Source organism: Variovorax sp. FW301-JW7, assembly GCF_058788795.1.
The window spans coordinates 33455-49849 of record NZ_JBYTBC010000015.1; the positions used below are offsets into that span (position 1 = coordinate 33455).

The following is a 16395-nucleotide window of genomic DNA, read 5'->3' on the forward strand; positions in this document are numbered from 1 at the left end:
TCTTTATCTCCTACATCCCAAAGAAAATACGGAAGTCCCCGCGCAATTGAACGTCCCTACAACTTCGATGCTGTGTCCGCCGGGCTTCAGGTACCGGACGATTGCACCGGTGATCGTTGTTCCCTCCAAGCCGACGCCCAGCCATTCAGAGTTGCCATCCACACGAATGGTCAGTGTCCCGACACCGAGTCCAAAGGGGTTCACGAAAGTTGTCGCCGTGATATAGGTCTGTACCCATTCGCCTTCGTTGTCTGGCACGGTGAACCACATCGTGGTTCCACTGCCACCGTTTTCGGCTTGCTTCGCATTGGGCAGCGTGACGGCCCCGCCTCGGATGCTGAGCGTGTCGATCACTGCCCTTCCGATCGTCAGGCCACTCTGGTCCAGGTTGAAACCGGGACCCCAGAGACGGAAGCTGGCGTATTGACTCGTGGACTGACTTGCAGGCACGTAGTGCATTACGAGTCCGCAGCCGGCGAGACTGAAGTCGACGAACATGTCGCCCTTGGGGTGCTGCGCCATGATCCAGCCCCAGGAGTTGTCGCGCCACTTGTTGGGGCTGCGGATGTAGCCCCAACCTGTTCCCGTCACGTCCCCGTTGATCGTGATCTGGCCGGAAGTGATGTAGCCCAGCTTGGAAATCGAAGCCGTCAACTGCTCCACATCCAGCGAGCGAGCCTTGATCGACCCGTCGACGAACATGTTGCCGTTGATCCCCACCGAAGGTGTGCCACCGATGCTGCCGACAACAAAAGGGAACGTCGGCACGCCGCCCGGGCCGTCCTGCGCGATGGCGAACTTGTCGACCAGCACGACCAGCTCGGACTTCGTGCCGTCGTTGTTGAGGATCATGCCCGCGACCTTCTTGTCCGCGTTGACGTTCAGGCGCCATTGCGACTTGACGGTGCCATCCAGTGTTGCGATGGCAGAGGCGTTGGTCGAGATCGACGAGGTATGACCGTTCACCGTCGCAGTCAACGAGGTCATCGAGTTGGCCTGGGCCGTGATCGAGCCCTCGGCGCTGGTGACTCGCGTGGTCAGCGCATTGACCGCGCTGGCGTCCGCCTTCGTTGCCTCCGCCTTGGTAATCCGCAGGCTGTCCGTGACATCCTCGAAACGGAACCCCTGGATCTCTGAATAGCCTGTCGTGCCACCCGTGTGGTTCAGGGCGAAGCCGGGGCTGACCGAGGTGTCACCGAAGGCGCTGCCGAGCAGGTCCAGCGAGATCTGGGTCCAGACGTTGTTGGGCAGGCTGCCGATGGCGATGGGACTGTTGCTGTAGTTGCCCAACGTGTTGCGCCACCAGGTCCAGTAGTGCGTGCCGTTGGCATCCACGCGTCGGACCCATGCCGTGAGGCGGTAGGTCCGCGCCGGGTCGATCACCACCTTGCTCTTCGAATAGTTCCAGAAGTTCGCGCCGCCCACGGGCGAACGGCACACCGTCGTGGCGACCTTGCCGGTCGTGGTCGTGACGAAGAACGTCGACAGGTTGGTGCCGTAGTGGCTGCGCCATGCCGTCGCATTCGCCAGGCTCTCGTCTGCCGTCAGGCTGGCCTGCGAATCGGCACGCCCCAGCTCCAGCCCACTGTTGATGCTGGTGATCGCATCGCCCTGCGACGTGATCAGGCCCTCTGCATTCGTGACGCGCGTCGTCAATGCGGTCAGGGCCGTGTTGCTGGCCTTGCTCGGCAGGCCGTTCGTCGTGTGGTTGACGGTGGCCGACAGGGCCGTGATCGCATTGGCATTCGCCGTGTCTGCGGTGACACGGGCACTCTGCTCGGCCGTCACGGCCGCGGCGGCATCCGCCTTGTTGGTGTTGACGACCGCCTCGAGCGCCTGACGTGCAGACACCTCGGCCGCATCCGCCGTGATGCGCGCCTGGCGCTCCTCGTAGATCAGGCCGCTGGCGAGCGTCGGGCCCGTCGGCTTCTCCCAGACTTCGAAGGCATTGCCCACGAAGTCGTTGACCAGCGACGCCCCGATCACCGTGTCCAGGCTGCCCGAAGTATCGGGAACGCCCGTGAGCGCCACGGACAGGCCCTGCCGCTGGATCGCCTCTGCACTGTCCGCCTGCGCTCGTGCAACGGCCTCGTTCTGCACCGCTGCGGAGCCGGCCGTGGCGTTGCCGGTGACGGTCGCCTGCAATGCGGTGATCGCATTGGCATTGGCCGTGTCGGCGGTGGCGCGCACGCTCTGCTCAGTCACCAGCGCCGCATCGGCGCTGGTCTTGTTGCCCGCGACCGTGGCCGCCAGCGCCGTGCGGGCCGTGATCTCCGCGTTGTCGGCGGCGATGCGTGCCTGGCGCTCGCTGTAGACCAGGCCCGAGCTGACAGCCCCCACGTCCGTGCCGGTGTAGGCACCGCGCACTTGCGTGGCCAGCGATTCGCGCGCCGTGACTTCCGCCGTGTCCGCCGTGGCCCGCGCGCTCTGTTCGGCGTTGATCGCGGCATTGACGGTGGCCAGGTTCCCGGCCACGGTCGCGGCCAGTGCCTGGCGGGCCGTGACCTCGGCGGCATCGGCATTGGCGCGCGCCGTCTGCTCCGCCACGAGCGCGGCATCCGCGTTCGTCTTGTTGCTGGCCACCGTGGCTGCGAGCTGCTGCCGGGCCGTGACCTCGGCGCTGTCCGCGCTCACCCGTGCATCGCGCTCCGATGCCAGGAGGCCCGAGCTCAGTGCGCCGATGTCGTTGCCGTTGTAGGCGCCGCGCAGTTGCGTCGCGAGGTTCTCGCGCGCCGAGACTTCGGCGGCGTCCGCACTCGCACGCGCAGCGATCTCGCTCTGCAGCGCGGCGTTCGAAGCACCCGGCGACGGGCGTCCGATGGCGACCCAGTCGATCTCGAAGTACGCCGTGGCAGTCTGCGCCGCGGACAGCTCGATCCGGAGCTGGTCGATGGCCACATCCCAGCCGGGGCTGACCGTGACCATGCCGATGCCTGCGCCGTCGTAGGTCGGCTCCGTCATCGTCACACGCCGAGACGCGTCGAAGCCGCTGTCGCTTGCCGCGCGCCAGGACAGCGCGCCGTCCCATGCGGGCGCACCGACCTTGCGCACACGCATGCGGATCTGGCCGTAGGTCGAACCGTTCGCGGCAATCCCCACAGGCGACACGATGAAGGGATCGGTCGCATGGTTGGCGGGGCGGATCCATCCCGCCGCCACGGAGGGCGTGCCATTGCCCGTCCAGGCCTCCAGGCCAGAATCGAAGTACCAGATCCTTGCGTAGTCGAACTGCTCGCCCACGCCTGCCGAGATCAACGTGATCTGCTGTGCCAGGGCTTCGTCGCTCGTGGCGCGCGCGCTGCGCTCCTGGTAGATCAGGCCGCTGACCACCTGCGACAGGTCCGACCCGCCGTAGCCACCGGTGAGCTGCGCTTGCAGCGTCTCGCGCGCGCTGACTTCTGCGGCGTCAGCCGCCACGCGCGCCTGGCGTTCTTCGGCGATCAGGCCGCTGCCCACCTGCCCCAGCGCCGGCGCCTGCCAGACGCCGTAGCTCTGCTCGGCAAACCCGATGTCCAGCGACACGCCATCCACATAGGCCAAGGTGGCGGCGAGGTCCGTCGCACCCACCAGCGCGACCGTGAGCGACTCGCGGCTGCGGGCCTCGGCCGCGTCCGCGGCACTGCGCGCAGAGGCTTCGTTGCCGATGGCGGCAGTCAGCGACGCGTCGGCGGCCTGCAGCTGCGTGGCCAGTTGCTGGCGTGCGGATGCTTCCGCCGCATCGGCGCTGGCGCGCGTCGTGGCTTCGGTCTGCAGTGCCGCCTGCGCGGTGCTCAACGATGCGTTCAGCGTCGTGAGGCGTGACGACAGCGACTCGTCCGCGGTCTGCCGCGCCGTGGTCTCGTCCGCAATCGCGGCGCTGCGGGCATTGGTCTCGGCAAGCAGTGCCGCCGCCCGCGCGCTCTGTTCGGCGGTGATCGCCGTGGCGCGGGTGCTGGCCTCGGCCGTCACCGCAGCCTTCCGGTCGGCCACCTCCTGCGAGACGGCCGCCACACGTGCCGTGATCTCGGCCTGGTCGGCCGCAGCGCGGGTGGTGGCTTCGGCGGTGAGCGCATTCGTCACCTGCGTGACCTGCTGCGTTCGCTGCTGGGCCTCGGACACCAACGCCGCCGAGCGCGCGGCCGTTTCTGCCGCCAGGGCGGCCGTTCGCGCAGCCGCTTCGGCGCTCAGGGCCTGCGCGCGATCCTGCGTTTCCTTCGCCAGCGCCTGGCCCTGCGCCTGATCGACGGCCTTGAGCTCGTCGACGGCCTCGTTCAGGCCCTTTTCGAGTTCTTCCAGCGCTTCGTCGATGCCGGGCAGCACCGTGAGCTGCACATACGCGGCCGCACTGCCGTTGCCGCCGGCATCGACGGCGCGCACCCAGTAGCGCCAGCTGCCCGTGGCTTCGGTGCGAACGAAGGTCCGCTCAGCCGTGCGTCCGATCTCTTCGGACGTCTCGAGCGTGGCACCCCGGCGCAGCTCGTAATACGCGATCGGCTGCATGGTCTTGCAGTCCTGCCAGGCCAGGTCGATCTCGTTGCGCCAGACGGTGCCGTTCACGATCGGCTGTGCAGGCGCCGCGATGTCGATGGACGCGGAGACCGGCACCGACCATTGGTTGGACGTGCTGCCGTGCGAAGCCCAGACACGCTGGGTGCCGACGCGCAGCCATCCGAGGTTGGCCGCCACGCCCTTGGCGGAGAACACCTCGTCGGCCAGCTCCCAGCTGGCGCCGATGCGCACGCGGGTCGTGCTCCAGTCGAGCAGGTCGAGCCCGATCGGCTGACCCCAGGTGGCGACGATGCCGGCGTCGGTCACGTCGAGTGCAAGCCCCGCCACGTCGCCAGGCACGCCGCCCTTGCCGACCAGCGTGTGCTCGGCCGTAGCCCACGGGCTCGATGCGTAGGGCGTTCGAAAGCGCGCACGCACCTGGTAGAGGCTGCGCACCGACAGGCCCAGCAGGAAGGTCTCGGTGGCATCGCCCGGCAGTTGCGACGAGTGCCAGTCGCTCACCGGCGCCAGCGAGCGCCATTGCACCTCGACCGCGCCGCTCTTCAGGATGTTGAGCTCGTTCGATTTCGCCCACGAGACGCGGGCGCGCGCCACCATGCCGCCGTCCTGCAGCGACATCTGCGACGGACCGCTTTCCACCTTGAAGTCGAACGGTGCCTGCGGTTGCAGGAACGGGCTCGGCAGGTTGGTGTTCGGCGCCGCGTCGGCCAGCACCTCGTCGGCCAGGTCGTAGTAGGCCGGCACGTCCTCGATCACGAGCAGCGACAGCGGTGCGTTGCGCGCGTAGGTCCAGTCGGTGACGCGGAAGGTCTTGTTGGTGAAGCCGTACAGCGCGCTCGAGAGCACGATGCGGTCGCCGGGCTGCAGATGCCAGGCCAGCATCTTCGGATGGATGCGCAACACGAAGCCGCCGCGGCTCTGCTCGACCACCACGCGGGCGATCTGGTGGCAGCGCATGTGCGAGGCCGTGAAGGCCAGCGCCATGTCGGTGAACTTGTCCTTCGCATCGAGTGCACGGAAGTTCGAGTTCTGGTAGGGCGAGAAGTCCTCGCTGACGCCGTTGCGCGCGCCATTGACATACGTGCCGCGCATGCCGTTGAAGCGACTCGCACCGGGATGGGCGGTCTGGGCCACCGCCGTGGGTGCCAGCATGTCGTCGTCGTCGAGGTTGAGCACCGGCGTGCTCCATGCGCCGGCCTGGACGCGCCAGACGCCGCCCGACTCCAGGCTGAAGCCAGCCATCGCGTCCTCGATCTGCTGACGGGTCGATTCGCGGTCCTGGTCGGAGCGGAACATGCCGTCGCAGACGTACCGGGCGCGCGAGTTGCCGTAGTTCAGCGCGTCGCCTGCTTGCACCGCGGTGTACACCTGCTCGTCGCAAGCGTTGGCGGCAGCGATGAGCGCGTTCTCGTCGATCTGGTCGGCCGCCGCGAGGTACCCCGACTCCGAGCGCAGGAAGTCGGCCAGGCACAGTGCCGGGTTGCGCGAGTAGACGGTCTGACCGGTGCGCGGGTCGTGCACCTTCTTGCCACGAATCCTCGCGGTGATCTCGGGAATGCCACCCTGGAAACGATCGAACAGCAGGTTGAGCGTGACGACCGCATAGGTGCAGCCGCTAAGCTTGTGCTGTTCCGTCCAGAAATCGACATCCGGGAAAGTCTCATGGAGGCTGGCACGAAGGAAGCTGTCGGCCGAGTCCACACCGCCGGGCGAGGTGTGAAACTGCACGTTCACCGACGGACCTTCCGAGGGCCATCCGTTGAACAGCGGCGGCATCTGGAACTCGGCACCATCGGTCCAGCCGGCCGCGTTAGGTCGTCCTACCGACGTACCGTCAATGAAGATTTCGTCGATGGCCTCGCACTCATGCGCCGCGAAGACGATCACGATGTGCTTGAAATGGGCCATCGCACCGCTGTCGAGCACAGCAACGATGGCGCCGCCCACGCGTGCAGGTGCGCCGTAGACCGTCGACCAGGGAGCTTCCGAACTGACCAGCGTGGCGGTGCGGTCACGCAGGTTGGCAACGTCTTCGGCGAACTTGCGGGCCGCGGCCTGGCGCGCCTTCTTCTTGGCTTGCGATGAGGCGTAGGCCGAACTCACGATCGAAACGACCGCAGCGACTGCCGCTCCATAGCTCGTGATGGCGGAAATGATCCCGCCGATGATGGACGTCGGCTCCGCATGCGCCACCGCCGCAAAACAAAGAAGGCCAAACAGGACGGAGAACCGTCGAATCAAATGCGCCATGCGGCCACCCCCTCGGTCATTGGAAGAAAAATCAATCGGTCGGTGCCGGGCGCCACGATGTGTGAGCCCGTGCAGATGCCGAAGCTGTAGCCCGAAACGCGGCCAATGCGACGGCCGCTGCGAGCCAGCACGACATCGCCGCGTTGCGCCATGCGACCTGGCTGCGAGGTCCCCAGGAGAGCGGAGGCCGCCGCCTCGAAACCGCCCGAGGCACGCACATGTCGCAGCGCCGTCAGCAGCCTCTTGGGCGCCAATGCACCGCCCGGCGCGCGCAGCGCCTCGAGCGGGTCCGCGCCGCGCTGCTCGCGCACCCAGTCCGCGGCAATGCTTGCGCAGTCGTGCCTGAAATAGGCGAATCCGGTATGGCGTCGCGCGTCGATGAAGGCGTCAAGGTCGGTGCTCATTTGCTGTGCACCCCCAGGGTTTGCCGGTATTGAAGATTGGCCTGCAACCACTTGCTGACCCAGATCGAGGGATTGCCGATCAGGCCCGTGAGGTAGGAGAAGCCGAGCTCGCCCGGATGCCGCGCCTGGTGCTGCGCGTTGTTCATGCGCAGTGCAGCGGGATTGCTGCGCACGTCGTAGCTCGCCGTGCGGCAGTCCATGCTGATCGAGGCGTTGTTGCCGTCGCGATCGATCTTCATCTGGTCCATCACGCCGACGAAACGCAGCACGGGCGCGCCGGTAATCTGCAGCGTGTTGGCATCGAGCATCGCGATCCACACGCGCACACGACGGTCCTGGTAGTCGGAGGGATCGCCAAGCGCCAAAGCACGTGTGCCGATGTCCACTGGCGAGAGCGTCAGCGTGAGCTTCTCGGCCGCCCCGTCTTCGCTCTCGTGCAGCTCGCCGATGGAGCCGAGGTTGCCCACGCCCTGCCAGGTCTCGCCCATGACCTGTACGCTGAGCGGCCAGTTCGTGAAGCGCGCCGTGCCCGAGCGCAGTTGCAGTTCGACCAGTGCGAGTTCGCCATAGGCGCCGGCGTTGGCGGTGGCCTGAAAGCCGCTGTTGGTGGTGACTGTCATTCCCAGGACTCCATGAGATCGAGGCTGAAGCCGCCCTGCGTGCGCGACTCCGACGACCAGTTGTTCTTGGTATCGACCTTGCGCATGAGGCAGGTCGGACGATCCCAGACCACGGCGCTACTGGCGGCCACGGCCACGCGCAACACCGGCTCGACGGACACCACGATCAGCCCCGACGCGTTCGCCACGGCATCGGCCTGCACGTGCAGCAGCTGTCGCTGGATCGACCCCTGGTTCACGCCGATCCAGTCGCCCTGCAGCAGGGTCTTGCCGGCCTGGGCCGCCCCCATCTGGATCGACAGCGACGACGCACCCGCTGCAGCAGCCAGCGCCGTCCATGTGCCCCGCGCGCTACCGCGCGGGGCCGGCTGCAACATGTCGCTGACCGCGAGCACGTTGACCTGGCCGCGCAGCGCATGCACCAGGCTGCGCCACATCGCGGCCTCGTTCATCAGCGGAATGCGCTCTTCGCTCACGAGCGCACAGGTGCGGCGCGGCGGTGCCAGCACGGCGACCTGCGACGAGCCGGTGTCGCCACTGCTGAAGCTCAGGTCGAAGGTCTGGATACCGAAGTCCTGCCGCTTGACAGGCAAGGTGGGGGGCAAGGTGATGATGCTCATTGGGGCACCACCCGCATACGCTTGAGTTGTTCCATTTGGCCTTGGTTGTTTGCTTGAAGTGCACGGTCCAGATCGGCCATCACGGCGCCGCGATCGGACCTCGAATCGATGTGGAAGACAGTGGAGGGTGCGTAGTGCAGCGCGCCGCCGCCACTCGCACCTTGAGCGCTCACGCCAAGGCGGCCGTCGGAGCCACGGCGCAAAGGCATGATGGCTTCGGGCCCGGCCTCGCCCATGAGGCCGATGCCGTTGGCGAAGGGGAAGAAGGTGGGCTTGCCGACCACGCTGTTGGCGTAGGCGTGCAGGCCGGGGGAGGCGAAGACGTTGCCGTTGGCGCTCTTGACCAAGCCCATTGCGTTGACCATGAACCCGAGCGGATCGCTCCCGCCGAACGTGTTCGCGAGCCCGGCGGCCGTGGACCCCGAAAACCCGCCGAACAGGCCAGAGACGGCACCGAGAATGCCTCCAAGCCCCGACAAGGAACCACCACCGGACTTGGCACCGTCCCCGCCGGACATCGCGTTCTTGAGCGAGCCCGACAACCATTTGGAGAAGCCGTCCACCGCGTCCTTCAGCGTTGCGTCGTAGAACGCATCAGCCAGCGACTGCACGAGCTTCTTCTTGAGCCCTTCGCCCATCTTGTCTATGGCATCCCGACCGCCGCCTTCCAGGAGATTCACGAAGCCGTCGCGGAACACGCCACCGATTTCGCCGGCCATCTTCTTTGACTTTTCCTCGTCCTTTTCCTTCTCCTTCTTCTGCTTCTCGTCGGTGGTTTTCAGGCGTTCAGAGGTCTGCGTTGCCGCGAGCAATTCCTTCTCGGCAACAAGACGAGCCTGCAGCGACTTCAGGTAGGCAGGATCGACGCTCTCGGTTGCATCGAGTTCCTGGATCTGCCGCTCGGTCTGCGCGATGGTCAACTGCTGAATCGCCTCTTTGGACAGGCCATACACGGCGTTCTGCTCTTCCTGTGCCCGAGCCTGCTCGCGAATCCTTTCCGTTGCCTGCTGCGAGGTCTTGAGTACGCTGCTCTGGGAGGCAGCATCCAGTTCGGCAAAGGACCGATCGGCTTCGTTGTTGACGAAGCCACGCTGATCGCCGATCTCTTTCGCCTTGGCCTCCAGCTTCCCTCTGTCGCTAGCAGCCCCCTTCCCGGGACCGAGCAATCGCATCTCTTTCTGGACGGCATCCTCCTGGTCCTTCAGATCCTGGAGTCGCAGATCACGCCTCTGCCGGACGACGCCATAGTCGGTGAGCAGATCGCGCTTGCGCAGGCTGTCGATGTTCTTGAAACCCTCGGCGGTGATTCGCGCCTTGGCGCTGTATTCCTCGCGGACAGCTTCGATGCTTGCTCGACGAGCCTCGTCTTCGGCACGGCCAATGCCGGAAGCGCCTGTTCCAACTCTTCGCCCTTCACCGACCTTTTCCTCGTTGTTCTTGATGCTCTTGGCGAGGGCTGCCTCCTCGGCTCGAACGGCCTCGCCCTTTTGGGATGCAGCCTTCGACGCGTGTCCTTTGCTCTCCTCCAACGTCGCCTTCCTGGCCACAGCCTCGGCACGTTCCCGATCCAGGGCCGCACCGGCCTTTCCTCGACCGAAAGCCGCGCCGTTGCCGTTGCTGACAAAGCCCTTGCCTTGCTGGACTAGATCGATCTGCGCGATCTGCTTATCGACTGCATCGATCTGCTGTTGAAGCGTGACGGGGCGCCCGACATTGAGCATCGCATCCCATGCTTTTTGAGCGAATCCGGTAACGTTCAGCCAGGCGCGTTGCAGACTGCCGAGATTGGCGACAACCTCGGTGGTCCGTTCTTTCATCGCGACGGCGAATGTCTTCTGCGCGAGTGCAGCCGCTTCTTCCGTCTTCCCTTGCTTCTCCAGCGCGACGATGCGCTCGTAAGTGCTCGCGCTCAGATAGTGGTAGGTCTCATTGAGCTTGGCTGACGCCTTGGAGGGCTCGTCGGCCAGCTTGACGAAATTGCTCACGGCCTCGTTGATCGACGTGCCGAGCACCCGATTCATTTCAGCCGTCGCGCCCGCTACTTCGCTGACGACGTCACCGCCGATTCTTCCGGTGTTGACCACTGCGGTCACCGCTTCGGCGGCCCTGGCCTGTGTACCCTTAGTCCCGGCGATCTCGATCGCCTTTGTCTGAAGCTGGTCGCTGGTCAGGCCGACGTAGTTGCCGGTCATTGTGTTGGCGTTGGCGTACGCCGCGGCCTCCTTGCTGCCTTCGACATACGCCTCGGTCAGAAGGGTCACCGCTTTGGTCGCCAGATTGACCCGGGTGGACGCACTCAGAAGGTAGTCACCCAGCGCCCCGGTCGCAGGACCGATGCCGCCGAGCGTGGAGACGAGCTTGCCGCCTTCACTCACCAACGATGTGAAGGGGGACTTCCCACTCTGGATACTTGAAAAGAGGCTTTGAACCGAGGAAGAGACCTCCTTGACCGAGGAAGAGACGTCCTTGATAGAGGCGTCGACCTTGGCCTTGGCGACTTCCGCCTGGCTCACTTCGGTTGAGGCTCTTTCGATATATTTCGAAAGTTCATCGGCGACCTCCGAGAAGCTCGCACTCATCGATGACGCGTCCATCGTCATCTGGATTGCCAATTTTTGTGTCGCAGCCATGTCTGTATGGTCCGTGTGAGAGAAAGAAAAAATAAGGCCGACATCTGCCGGCCCCAAGCTCCTTCGATGGCCGTCGGCCCGCGCTGTTGCTAGACGTTCAGCACCGCAATGCCTTCGTCTTCCATCACCTGCAACTGCAGGAACACTTCACGCTGGCGCACACGCGGAATGCCCAGGCGCCGCATCGCCACGTCGACCGCACCGAAGTCCAACCCCTGGAACCACGCGCCTGCCGCACCGGCGACCACTCGCCATTGCGTGCGGCAGGCATGGAACACCTCGAAGGCTTCCTGGTGTTCCGGCCACAGCTCGAATGGCGGCGGGCCGTCCCCGTTCGCCATCGAGGAGACGAGCTTTTTCGGGTCGAGCCCGAGCGACGCGCACTGGCTGCGGAGATCGTCGTCCAGCTCGTCATGGACGCGATGCGCGACTCCGAGCACGAAGCGCGCGGCGCCCCTCAGTTTTTTACGGCGGCCGGGTACGCATGCTCGAAGTAGCTGTAGGCAATGGCCGCCTCGAAGGTCGGCCAGTCCTCTGCGGCCGCGGCGCGGTTGTCGGGCGTGCAGATGAAGGGCGCGTTGTCTTCGCCCTCCAGGCCCTTCCAGTCGGCCAGCACCATGTCGAGCAGTTCGCGGTCGGTGAGGCTGCGCGCGTCCAGCCGCGCCTGCAGCGTTTCGTTGTCGGTCTTGGACAGGCGCTTGAAGACGGCGTCGAAACGCACCTCCTCGACCTGGCCGTCACCGGGCACACGCATCACCACGGGGGCGATGAAGGTGGGCTTCACGGCGATCTTGAGCTTCTGGGGCATCGGGTTCTCTTCCTTGTGTCTTGAATGAATGACTGGGTGCTTGAGCGAATGAAGAAGAAGGCCGTGCTCAGCGCACGACGATCGACCACTCGTCGTTGCCCGAGCCGCTGGGTACGAACTCGAGCGGCACGGTGACCATCTGCACGCCGTCGACGTCGCTGTAGGTGGGCTTGCCGATCTGCGCGCGCGGCGAGAGGAACTCGACCACGTTGGTCGCGCCCTGGCCGTGCTTGAGGGCCAGGGGCACGCGCTTGCTCGAACGCGCCATGCCGATCCAGTCCTTGGTGGCCACCGAGGTGTTCTCGAAGGTGACCGAGCCGGTGGAGACGCGGGCGGTGATCTCGACCGAGTCGACGGTCATGAGGTCGCGCTTCACGACGGTGTTGCCGGCATCGAAGCTGAAGGCGCTGGCCGCCACGCCCAGGCCGTCGAGCATGAGGGTGGTGTTGGCCTTGTTCACGCCCAGCGGGTCCATGAACTTGGTGTAGTCGGCCGTGGGCAGCGGTGCATCGGCGGCAGGCACGAACAGGCCCGTGAACTCGAACTGCCACTTCGGGATGCCCTTGGCGTCGATGGTGGCCTTCACGTTGCCGTGCGCGTCGGTCATCTTGTAGACGGTGCCGTCGACGTTGCCGTAGATGGTGAGCGACTCGAGGCTGTCGGTGGCCGGTGCGAAGGTGGTGCTGACGCCGGCGGCCGTGGTGACGGCGATGGCGCAGCCGCGCATGAGCGCGGCATAGGCCGGCACGTCGCCGGCAGCGGCGACGCCCGCGATCTCGACCGAGAAGGCGATCTTGCTGTACTGGGTCACCAGCACGGAGCCACGCGAGCCGAAGTAGGGTCGCACGTTGTCGCGCTGGACCACATCGCCTTCGATGGGGGTCAGGGTGACTTCGCTGACCAGGATGGCGTTGGCCGCACCGGTCGGAAGGGCGTCGGTACCGCGTACCGTTTCAGGCTTGGCCAGGATGGCCATCTTGCGCATGAGTTTTGCCATGTCGGCGTTCTCCGTAGATTGGTTGGTTGATGGAAGGAAGGGACTGATGAACAGAGGGCCTGGCTCAGAGGTAGCGCCAGGTCCGCAACTGCAGGGAGGCGCCGTGGCACTGCACGCCGCAAAAACTGACCGCGCCGGTGCCGCCGACCTGCATGCCGTCGGTGGCTTTCTCGTCCTTGATCGGGCTGGGGGCGCATGCGCCGCCGAAGCTCGGGTCGGCGCGCACGGCGTCGCGCACGGCCTCGATCAATGCGTCGAAGGCGAGCTCCGATGCGGCGGCGTCGTCGACGGCCATGTAGCCGTGCAAGGTCCAGGTGTCGACGCTGAGGGTGCGTCCGACATTGAGGCTGCGCTCCTCGGTGGCGTCGCGGCGCAGCCACCAGCCGCGCAGCTGCTGTGCGCCGCCGGGCAGCGTGTGAAGGTAGAGCGCGCGCAGCGCGGCCTCGTCGCTCGCGAAGCGCTCGCGATCGTGAACGCGGCCGATCTGCGGCACGCCGTTCAGCGTCTGGACAATGGCCGCGCGCAAGGTGTCGAGGCCGCTCATGCCGCGGCTCCGGCCGAATGCTGCGGCGTGAAGATCGTGTGGATGGAAGTGGTGTGCATCGTTGGCTGCGTTGGTTGGTGAATCAACTGTCGCGGCCGGGCCCGAAATGCAAAAGGCCGACATCTGTCGGCCCCTGGTGCGAAAAGACGGCGGCGCGCGCCTTCGTTCGTGCGTTCAGTTCGCACCGGGACCCCCACCGCGAAACCACTGCTTGATGGCCTCGATGAGCAGCGCGGTGCCGATGGCCATCGCGCCGCCCGAGGCGGCGCCGAACACGGCCGCGCGCTGCTCGACGGCGCGCAGCCTTCCGTCGAGTGCATCGAAGCGCGCATCGAAGCTGTCCATGCGCCGGTTCTGCTGGTCCTGTCCCTCCTTCAGGGCTTGCACGAGGCCGTGGATCTGGCCGAGCAACAGCAGTTCCTGTGCGCGGGCGTGGGAGTCGCTCATGGGACGGGCCTTTCTGTGATGAACTCGATCAGCGCGCGATGCCGGAGGCGATCGGCGGCGCAGGATTTCGCGTTGAGGTGGTGGTTGTCCCAGGCGTCTTCGACGGTGAGGCCGGCGTCAGCAGCACAGGCTTCGACGGAGGTGTCAGCAAGTCCGCAGGCACCGGCGGGAACGTCCGTGCCCGCGAGGGCGCTGTTCCACAGCCAGACAGCAGCAAGGCTGAGGCGATGACCGCGGTCGACAGGGTCGCGCTGTGCATCGCCAGGCGCGACAGCATCCGGGTCCGCTCGCGGCGCGACAGGTCGCGCAGGATCGCCAGGCCGCTCAGCGCGGCGATCAGGAACAGCAGGAGGAACGACAAGAGAAACGCGCCGGCGTAGATCATGGAACGGGCCTTCGAGGGTGAAGTAGCGGGCCTGCAGGGCGCTGGCGCCGAGCTGGTAGCGGGTCGATGCGGCACGCCCGCGCGCGTACTCGGCTTCGAGGTCTTTCGCGAATTGCGCGGCGCGCTGCGCTTCCTTGTCCTGCCAGAGGACGCGCTCCTGGGTGCGGCCTGCGTCGTGCACCGCCCATCCGCCGACGGCGAGCAACAGCGCGCCCGCACCCACGGCCACACCGATCGCGGTCAGTCTTGCGCTGAAGGTCATGGCGCATTCCCCTGGCATTGCGCGTGCAGGCGCAGACGGTCTTGCCAGAGCCCGCCGCAGGTCTTGTTGCCAGGCGCGGAGCAGTCGGTGGTGCCCGCGTACTTCCAGCCAAGGATGGCGTCGCATGCGCCGGCGTAGTCCCCGCGGTTGAGCCGCTGCACCAGCACCGAGGTGTGGCCCGCGCGGCCGCCCGTGCAGAAGTTGAAGGCGCCGATGTTGTAGGCCAGGCTCACATAGGCGTCGTACTCGTGTTGGTGCAGCGGCACTTGCACGCACTGCTTGAGCGCGCTTTCATACGTCCGCACATCGCGCAACGCGCGCTGCAGCGCGGGCACGGGCGCCGTGGTGTCGCCCATGCGAACGCCGCCGGTGGTGCCGAAGCCGATGGTCGGCACCGCGGTGCCATGCACGGGGTCGGGGTAGGCCTTGTCGCTGTAGCCCTCCCGCGCGACGATGCCCACCAGCCCGGCCGCGCTGAGCGCAAGAACGGTCAGCAATTGGCGCGGCGACGCGCCCCCTTTTTCGGCGGACGCAGGTTGCCGCCGGAACCTTCGAGAGATGTCTTTGCCCATGCCCTCATGGTCGGGCGTGGGGCTCGATCGGCTGAGGTCGACATGCGCCGACCTGCTTTTCAGCGCAGGGTGCTGCCTACACTGGCCTGCCCGCCGATCGCGGGAACGCGCGGGTCAGATCTCGCCGCCGTGCCAGACGACGCGACCGCTGATGTGCAGTTCGGCGGCCTGCTCGGCGCTGAGCACCTGGGGCTTGTAGGCGGGGTTGTAGCTGATGATCTGCAGGCCGCCGGTCGAGAAGTCGCGCTGCAGCACCTTCACGTAGTCGTGGCCGTCGAGCTGGATCACGTACACGCCGTCCTGGTCGAGCGACTTGGTGGCGGTGTCGACCAGCAGGATGTCGCCGTTGTTGATCTTGTCGGCCATCGAGTCGCCGCGCGCATGGACGATGCGGGCATAGGCCGGCTTCACGCCCTTGCGCGCCATCCAGGCCCGGTTGAACGCGAAGCGGCCCATGTCTTCCTGCGAGCCGTTGTACGAGCCCCCGCCGGCGCTCACGCGCACGTCGAGCAGTTCCACCAGCACGAAGGTCTCGTCGTCGAGCCCGCTCGACAGCGGGTTGGCCGGCTGGGCGGACTGGAAGGGATTCAGCTCCGCCGGATCGACGCCCAGCGCCAGGGCCATCACATACAGCTGCGCGAGGCTGGCGTCGCTGACGCCCCGCTCGATGCGCCCCACCGTATTGAAGTGAAGACCGCTGCGCTGCGCGAGGTCGTCGATGGTCAGGCCCTTGCGCTTGCGCAGATCCCGCAACCGCGCGCCCTGTGCAAGGGCCAGCTCGTTGACGCGGGCGGTCACCTGGGTGTCGTCGAAAGGGGTAGGGGTGGGCGACGTCACGATCACTCTGCTTTGTGCGAAGGCGCACATATTAAACACACAAAGGTACTTTCTCAACCCAAAAAGTGTTTCACCGACAAGAAATATCGCCTTGCGTGTTTTTTTAGATTGTCAAAACCTGTTTTGTGTGCATAATCGAAGCTATCAACACAAAACGAGATTTTTCGATGGACTGGCACCCGGCTCAGGTTAAAGCTGCACTTGCAATGGTCGGAACCAACCTGTCGAAGTTGGCCAAAGAACACAAATACGCGCACATCAATGAAGTTCTGTACCGCCCCTGGGTTGCGGCGGAGCGCATCGTGGCCCGCGCGCTGGCCCTCGAGCCCGAAGCGATCTGGCCCAGCCGTTACCGGCGTCCGCGCCACCGCGGCATCGCGATGACGCGCAATCCGCATGCGCTGGCACCTCCTGGCGAAGGACCTGACTGAGCGTGGCCGGCGGGCTCGTCGCACGGGATGCGGCCGGGTGGCCCGACATGGCACGCCAGGGCCTGGCGTGTACGCAGGAAGAAGAAGAGACGAGTGATTT

General features: G+C 66.0%; 14 protein-coding genes. 1 reads left to right on the plus strand and 13 read right to left on the minus strand.

All coding sequences use genetic code 11. The annotated features are described in order from the left end of the window. Positions 1-3: 3 nt before the first annotated feature. The 13 genes from AC3WQM_RS28705 to AC3WQM_RS28765 all read right to left on the minus strand — a co-directional run bounded on the left by AC3WQM_RS28705 (position 4) and on the right by AC3WQM_RS28765 (position 15864). Positions 4-6738, minus strand: coding sequence for a hypothetical protein (locus AC3WQM_RS28705; RefSeq protein ID WP_492683412.1), 6735 nt, complete (start codon positions 6736-6738; stop codon positions 4-6). Beyond that, positions 6726-7142, minus strand: coding sequence for a DUF6950 family protein (locus tag AC3WQM_RS28710; RefSeq protein ID WP_492683413.1), 417 nt, complete (start codon positions 7140-7142; stop codon positions 6726-6728). The genes AC3WQM_RS28705 and AC3WQM_RS28710 overlap by 13 nt, the downstream gene beginning before the upstream one ends. Beyond that, entirely contained in the window at positions 7139-7762 is a 624-nt protein-coding gene (locus AC3WQM_RS28715; protein WP_159274826.1) for a hypothetical protein, read from the minus strand. Before AC3WQM_RS28715 ends, AC3WQM_RS28710 begins: the two co-directional genes overlap by 4 nt. Then, positions 7759-8382, minus strand: a complete 624-nt coding sequence (locus AC3WQM_RS28720) for a hypothetical protein (RefSeq protein WP_492683414.1) — start codon at positions 8380-8382, stop codon at positions 7759-7761. The genes AC3WQM_RS28715 and AC3WQM_RS28720 overlap by 4 nt, the downstream gene beginning before the upstream one ends. Next, positions 8379-11012 carry a phage tail tape measure protein gene (locus tag AC3WQM_RS28725; RefSeq protein WP_492683415.1) on the minus strand — a complete coding sequence of 878 codons (2634 nt, stop codon included), beginning with the start codon at positions 11010-11012 and terminating at the stop codon, positions 8379-8381. Before AC3WQM_RS28725 ends, AC3WQM_RS28720 begins: the two co-directional genes overlap by 4 nt. 89 nt (positions 11013-11101) lie before the next feature. Continuing rightward, entirely contained in the window at positions 11102-11452 is a 351-nt protein-coding gene (locus AC3WQM_RS28730; protein ID WP_139700586.1) for a DUF1799 domain-containing protein, read from the minus strand. Between the two features lie 17 nt (positions 11453-11469). After that, the gene (locus tag AC3WQM_RS28735; RefSeq protein WP_095950412.1) at positions 11470-11820 is read right to left on the minus strand and encodes a hypothetical protein; all 351 of its coding nucleotides are present in this window, start codon (positions 11818-11820) and stop codon (positions 11470-11472) included. Between the two features lie 67 nt (positions 11821-11887). Then, a complete protein-coding gene (locus tag AC3WQM_RS28740; RefSeq protein ID WP_492683416.1) occupies positions 11888-12817 on the minus strand; it encodes a phage tail tube protein in 930 nt (309 codons plus the stop codon). 64 nt (positions 12818-12881) lie between these two features. Then, positions 12882-13361: a hypothetical protein gene (locus AC3WQM_RS28745; RefSeq protein ID WP_095950410.1), complete on the minus strand. Its 480-nt coding sequence runs from the start codon at positions 13359-13361 to the stop codon at positions 12882-12884. 174 nt (positions 13362-13535) lie between these two features. After that, positions 13536-13808 carry a hypothetical protein gene (locus AC3WQM_RS28750; RefSeq protein WP_235944287.1) on the minus strand — a complete coding sequence of 91 codons (273 nt, stop codon included), beginning with the start codon at positions 13806-13808 and terminating at the stop codon, positions 13536-13538. Next, positions 13805-14455 (minus strand): hypothetical protein, encoded by a 651-nt coding sequence (locus tag AC3WQM_RS28755; RefSeq protein ID WP_492683417.1) that lies wholly within the window; start codon positions 14453-14455, stop codon positions 13805-13807. Before AC3WQM_RS28755 ends, AC3WQM_RS28750 begins: the two co-directional genes overlap by 4 nt. Then, positions 14452-14952, minus strand: a complete 501-nt coding sequence (locus AC3WQM_RS28760; protein ID WP_492683418.1) for a lysozyme — start codon at positions 14950-14952, stop codon at positions 14452-14454. Before AC3WQM_RS28760 ends, AC3WQM_RS28755 begins: the two co-directional genes overlap by 4 nt. 189 nt (positions 14953-15141) lie before the next feature. Beyond that, on the minus strand, positions 15142-15864 hold the full coding sequence (locus AC3WQM_RS28765; RefSeq protein WP_492683419.1) for an XRE family transcriptional regulator: 723 nt from the start codon (positions 15862-15864) through the stop codon (positions 15142-15144). Positions 15865-16031: 167 nt separating this feature from the next. Between AC3WQM_RS28765 and AC3WQM_RS28770 the strand changes: the two genes are divergently transcribed. Continuing rightward, complete coding sequence (locus tag AC3WQM_RS28770; RefSeq protein ID WP_159274832.1) at positions 16032-16295, plus strand: helix-turn-helix domain-containing protein; 264 nt, start codon at positions 16032-16034, stop codon at positions 16293-16295. The last annotated feature ends 100 nt before the right edge of the window (positions 16296-16395 follow it).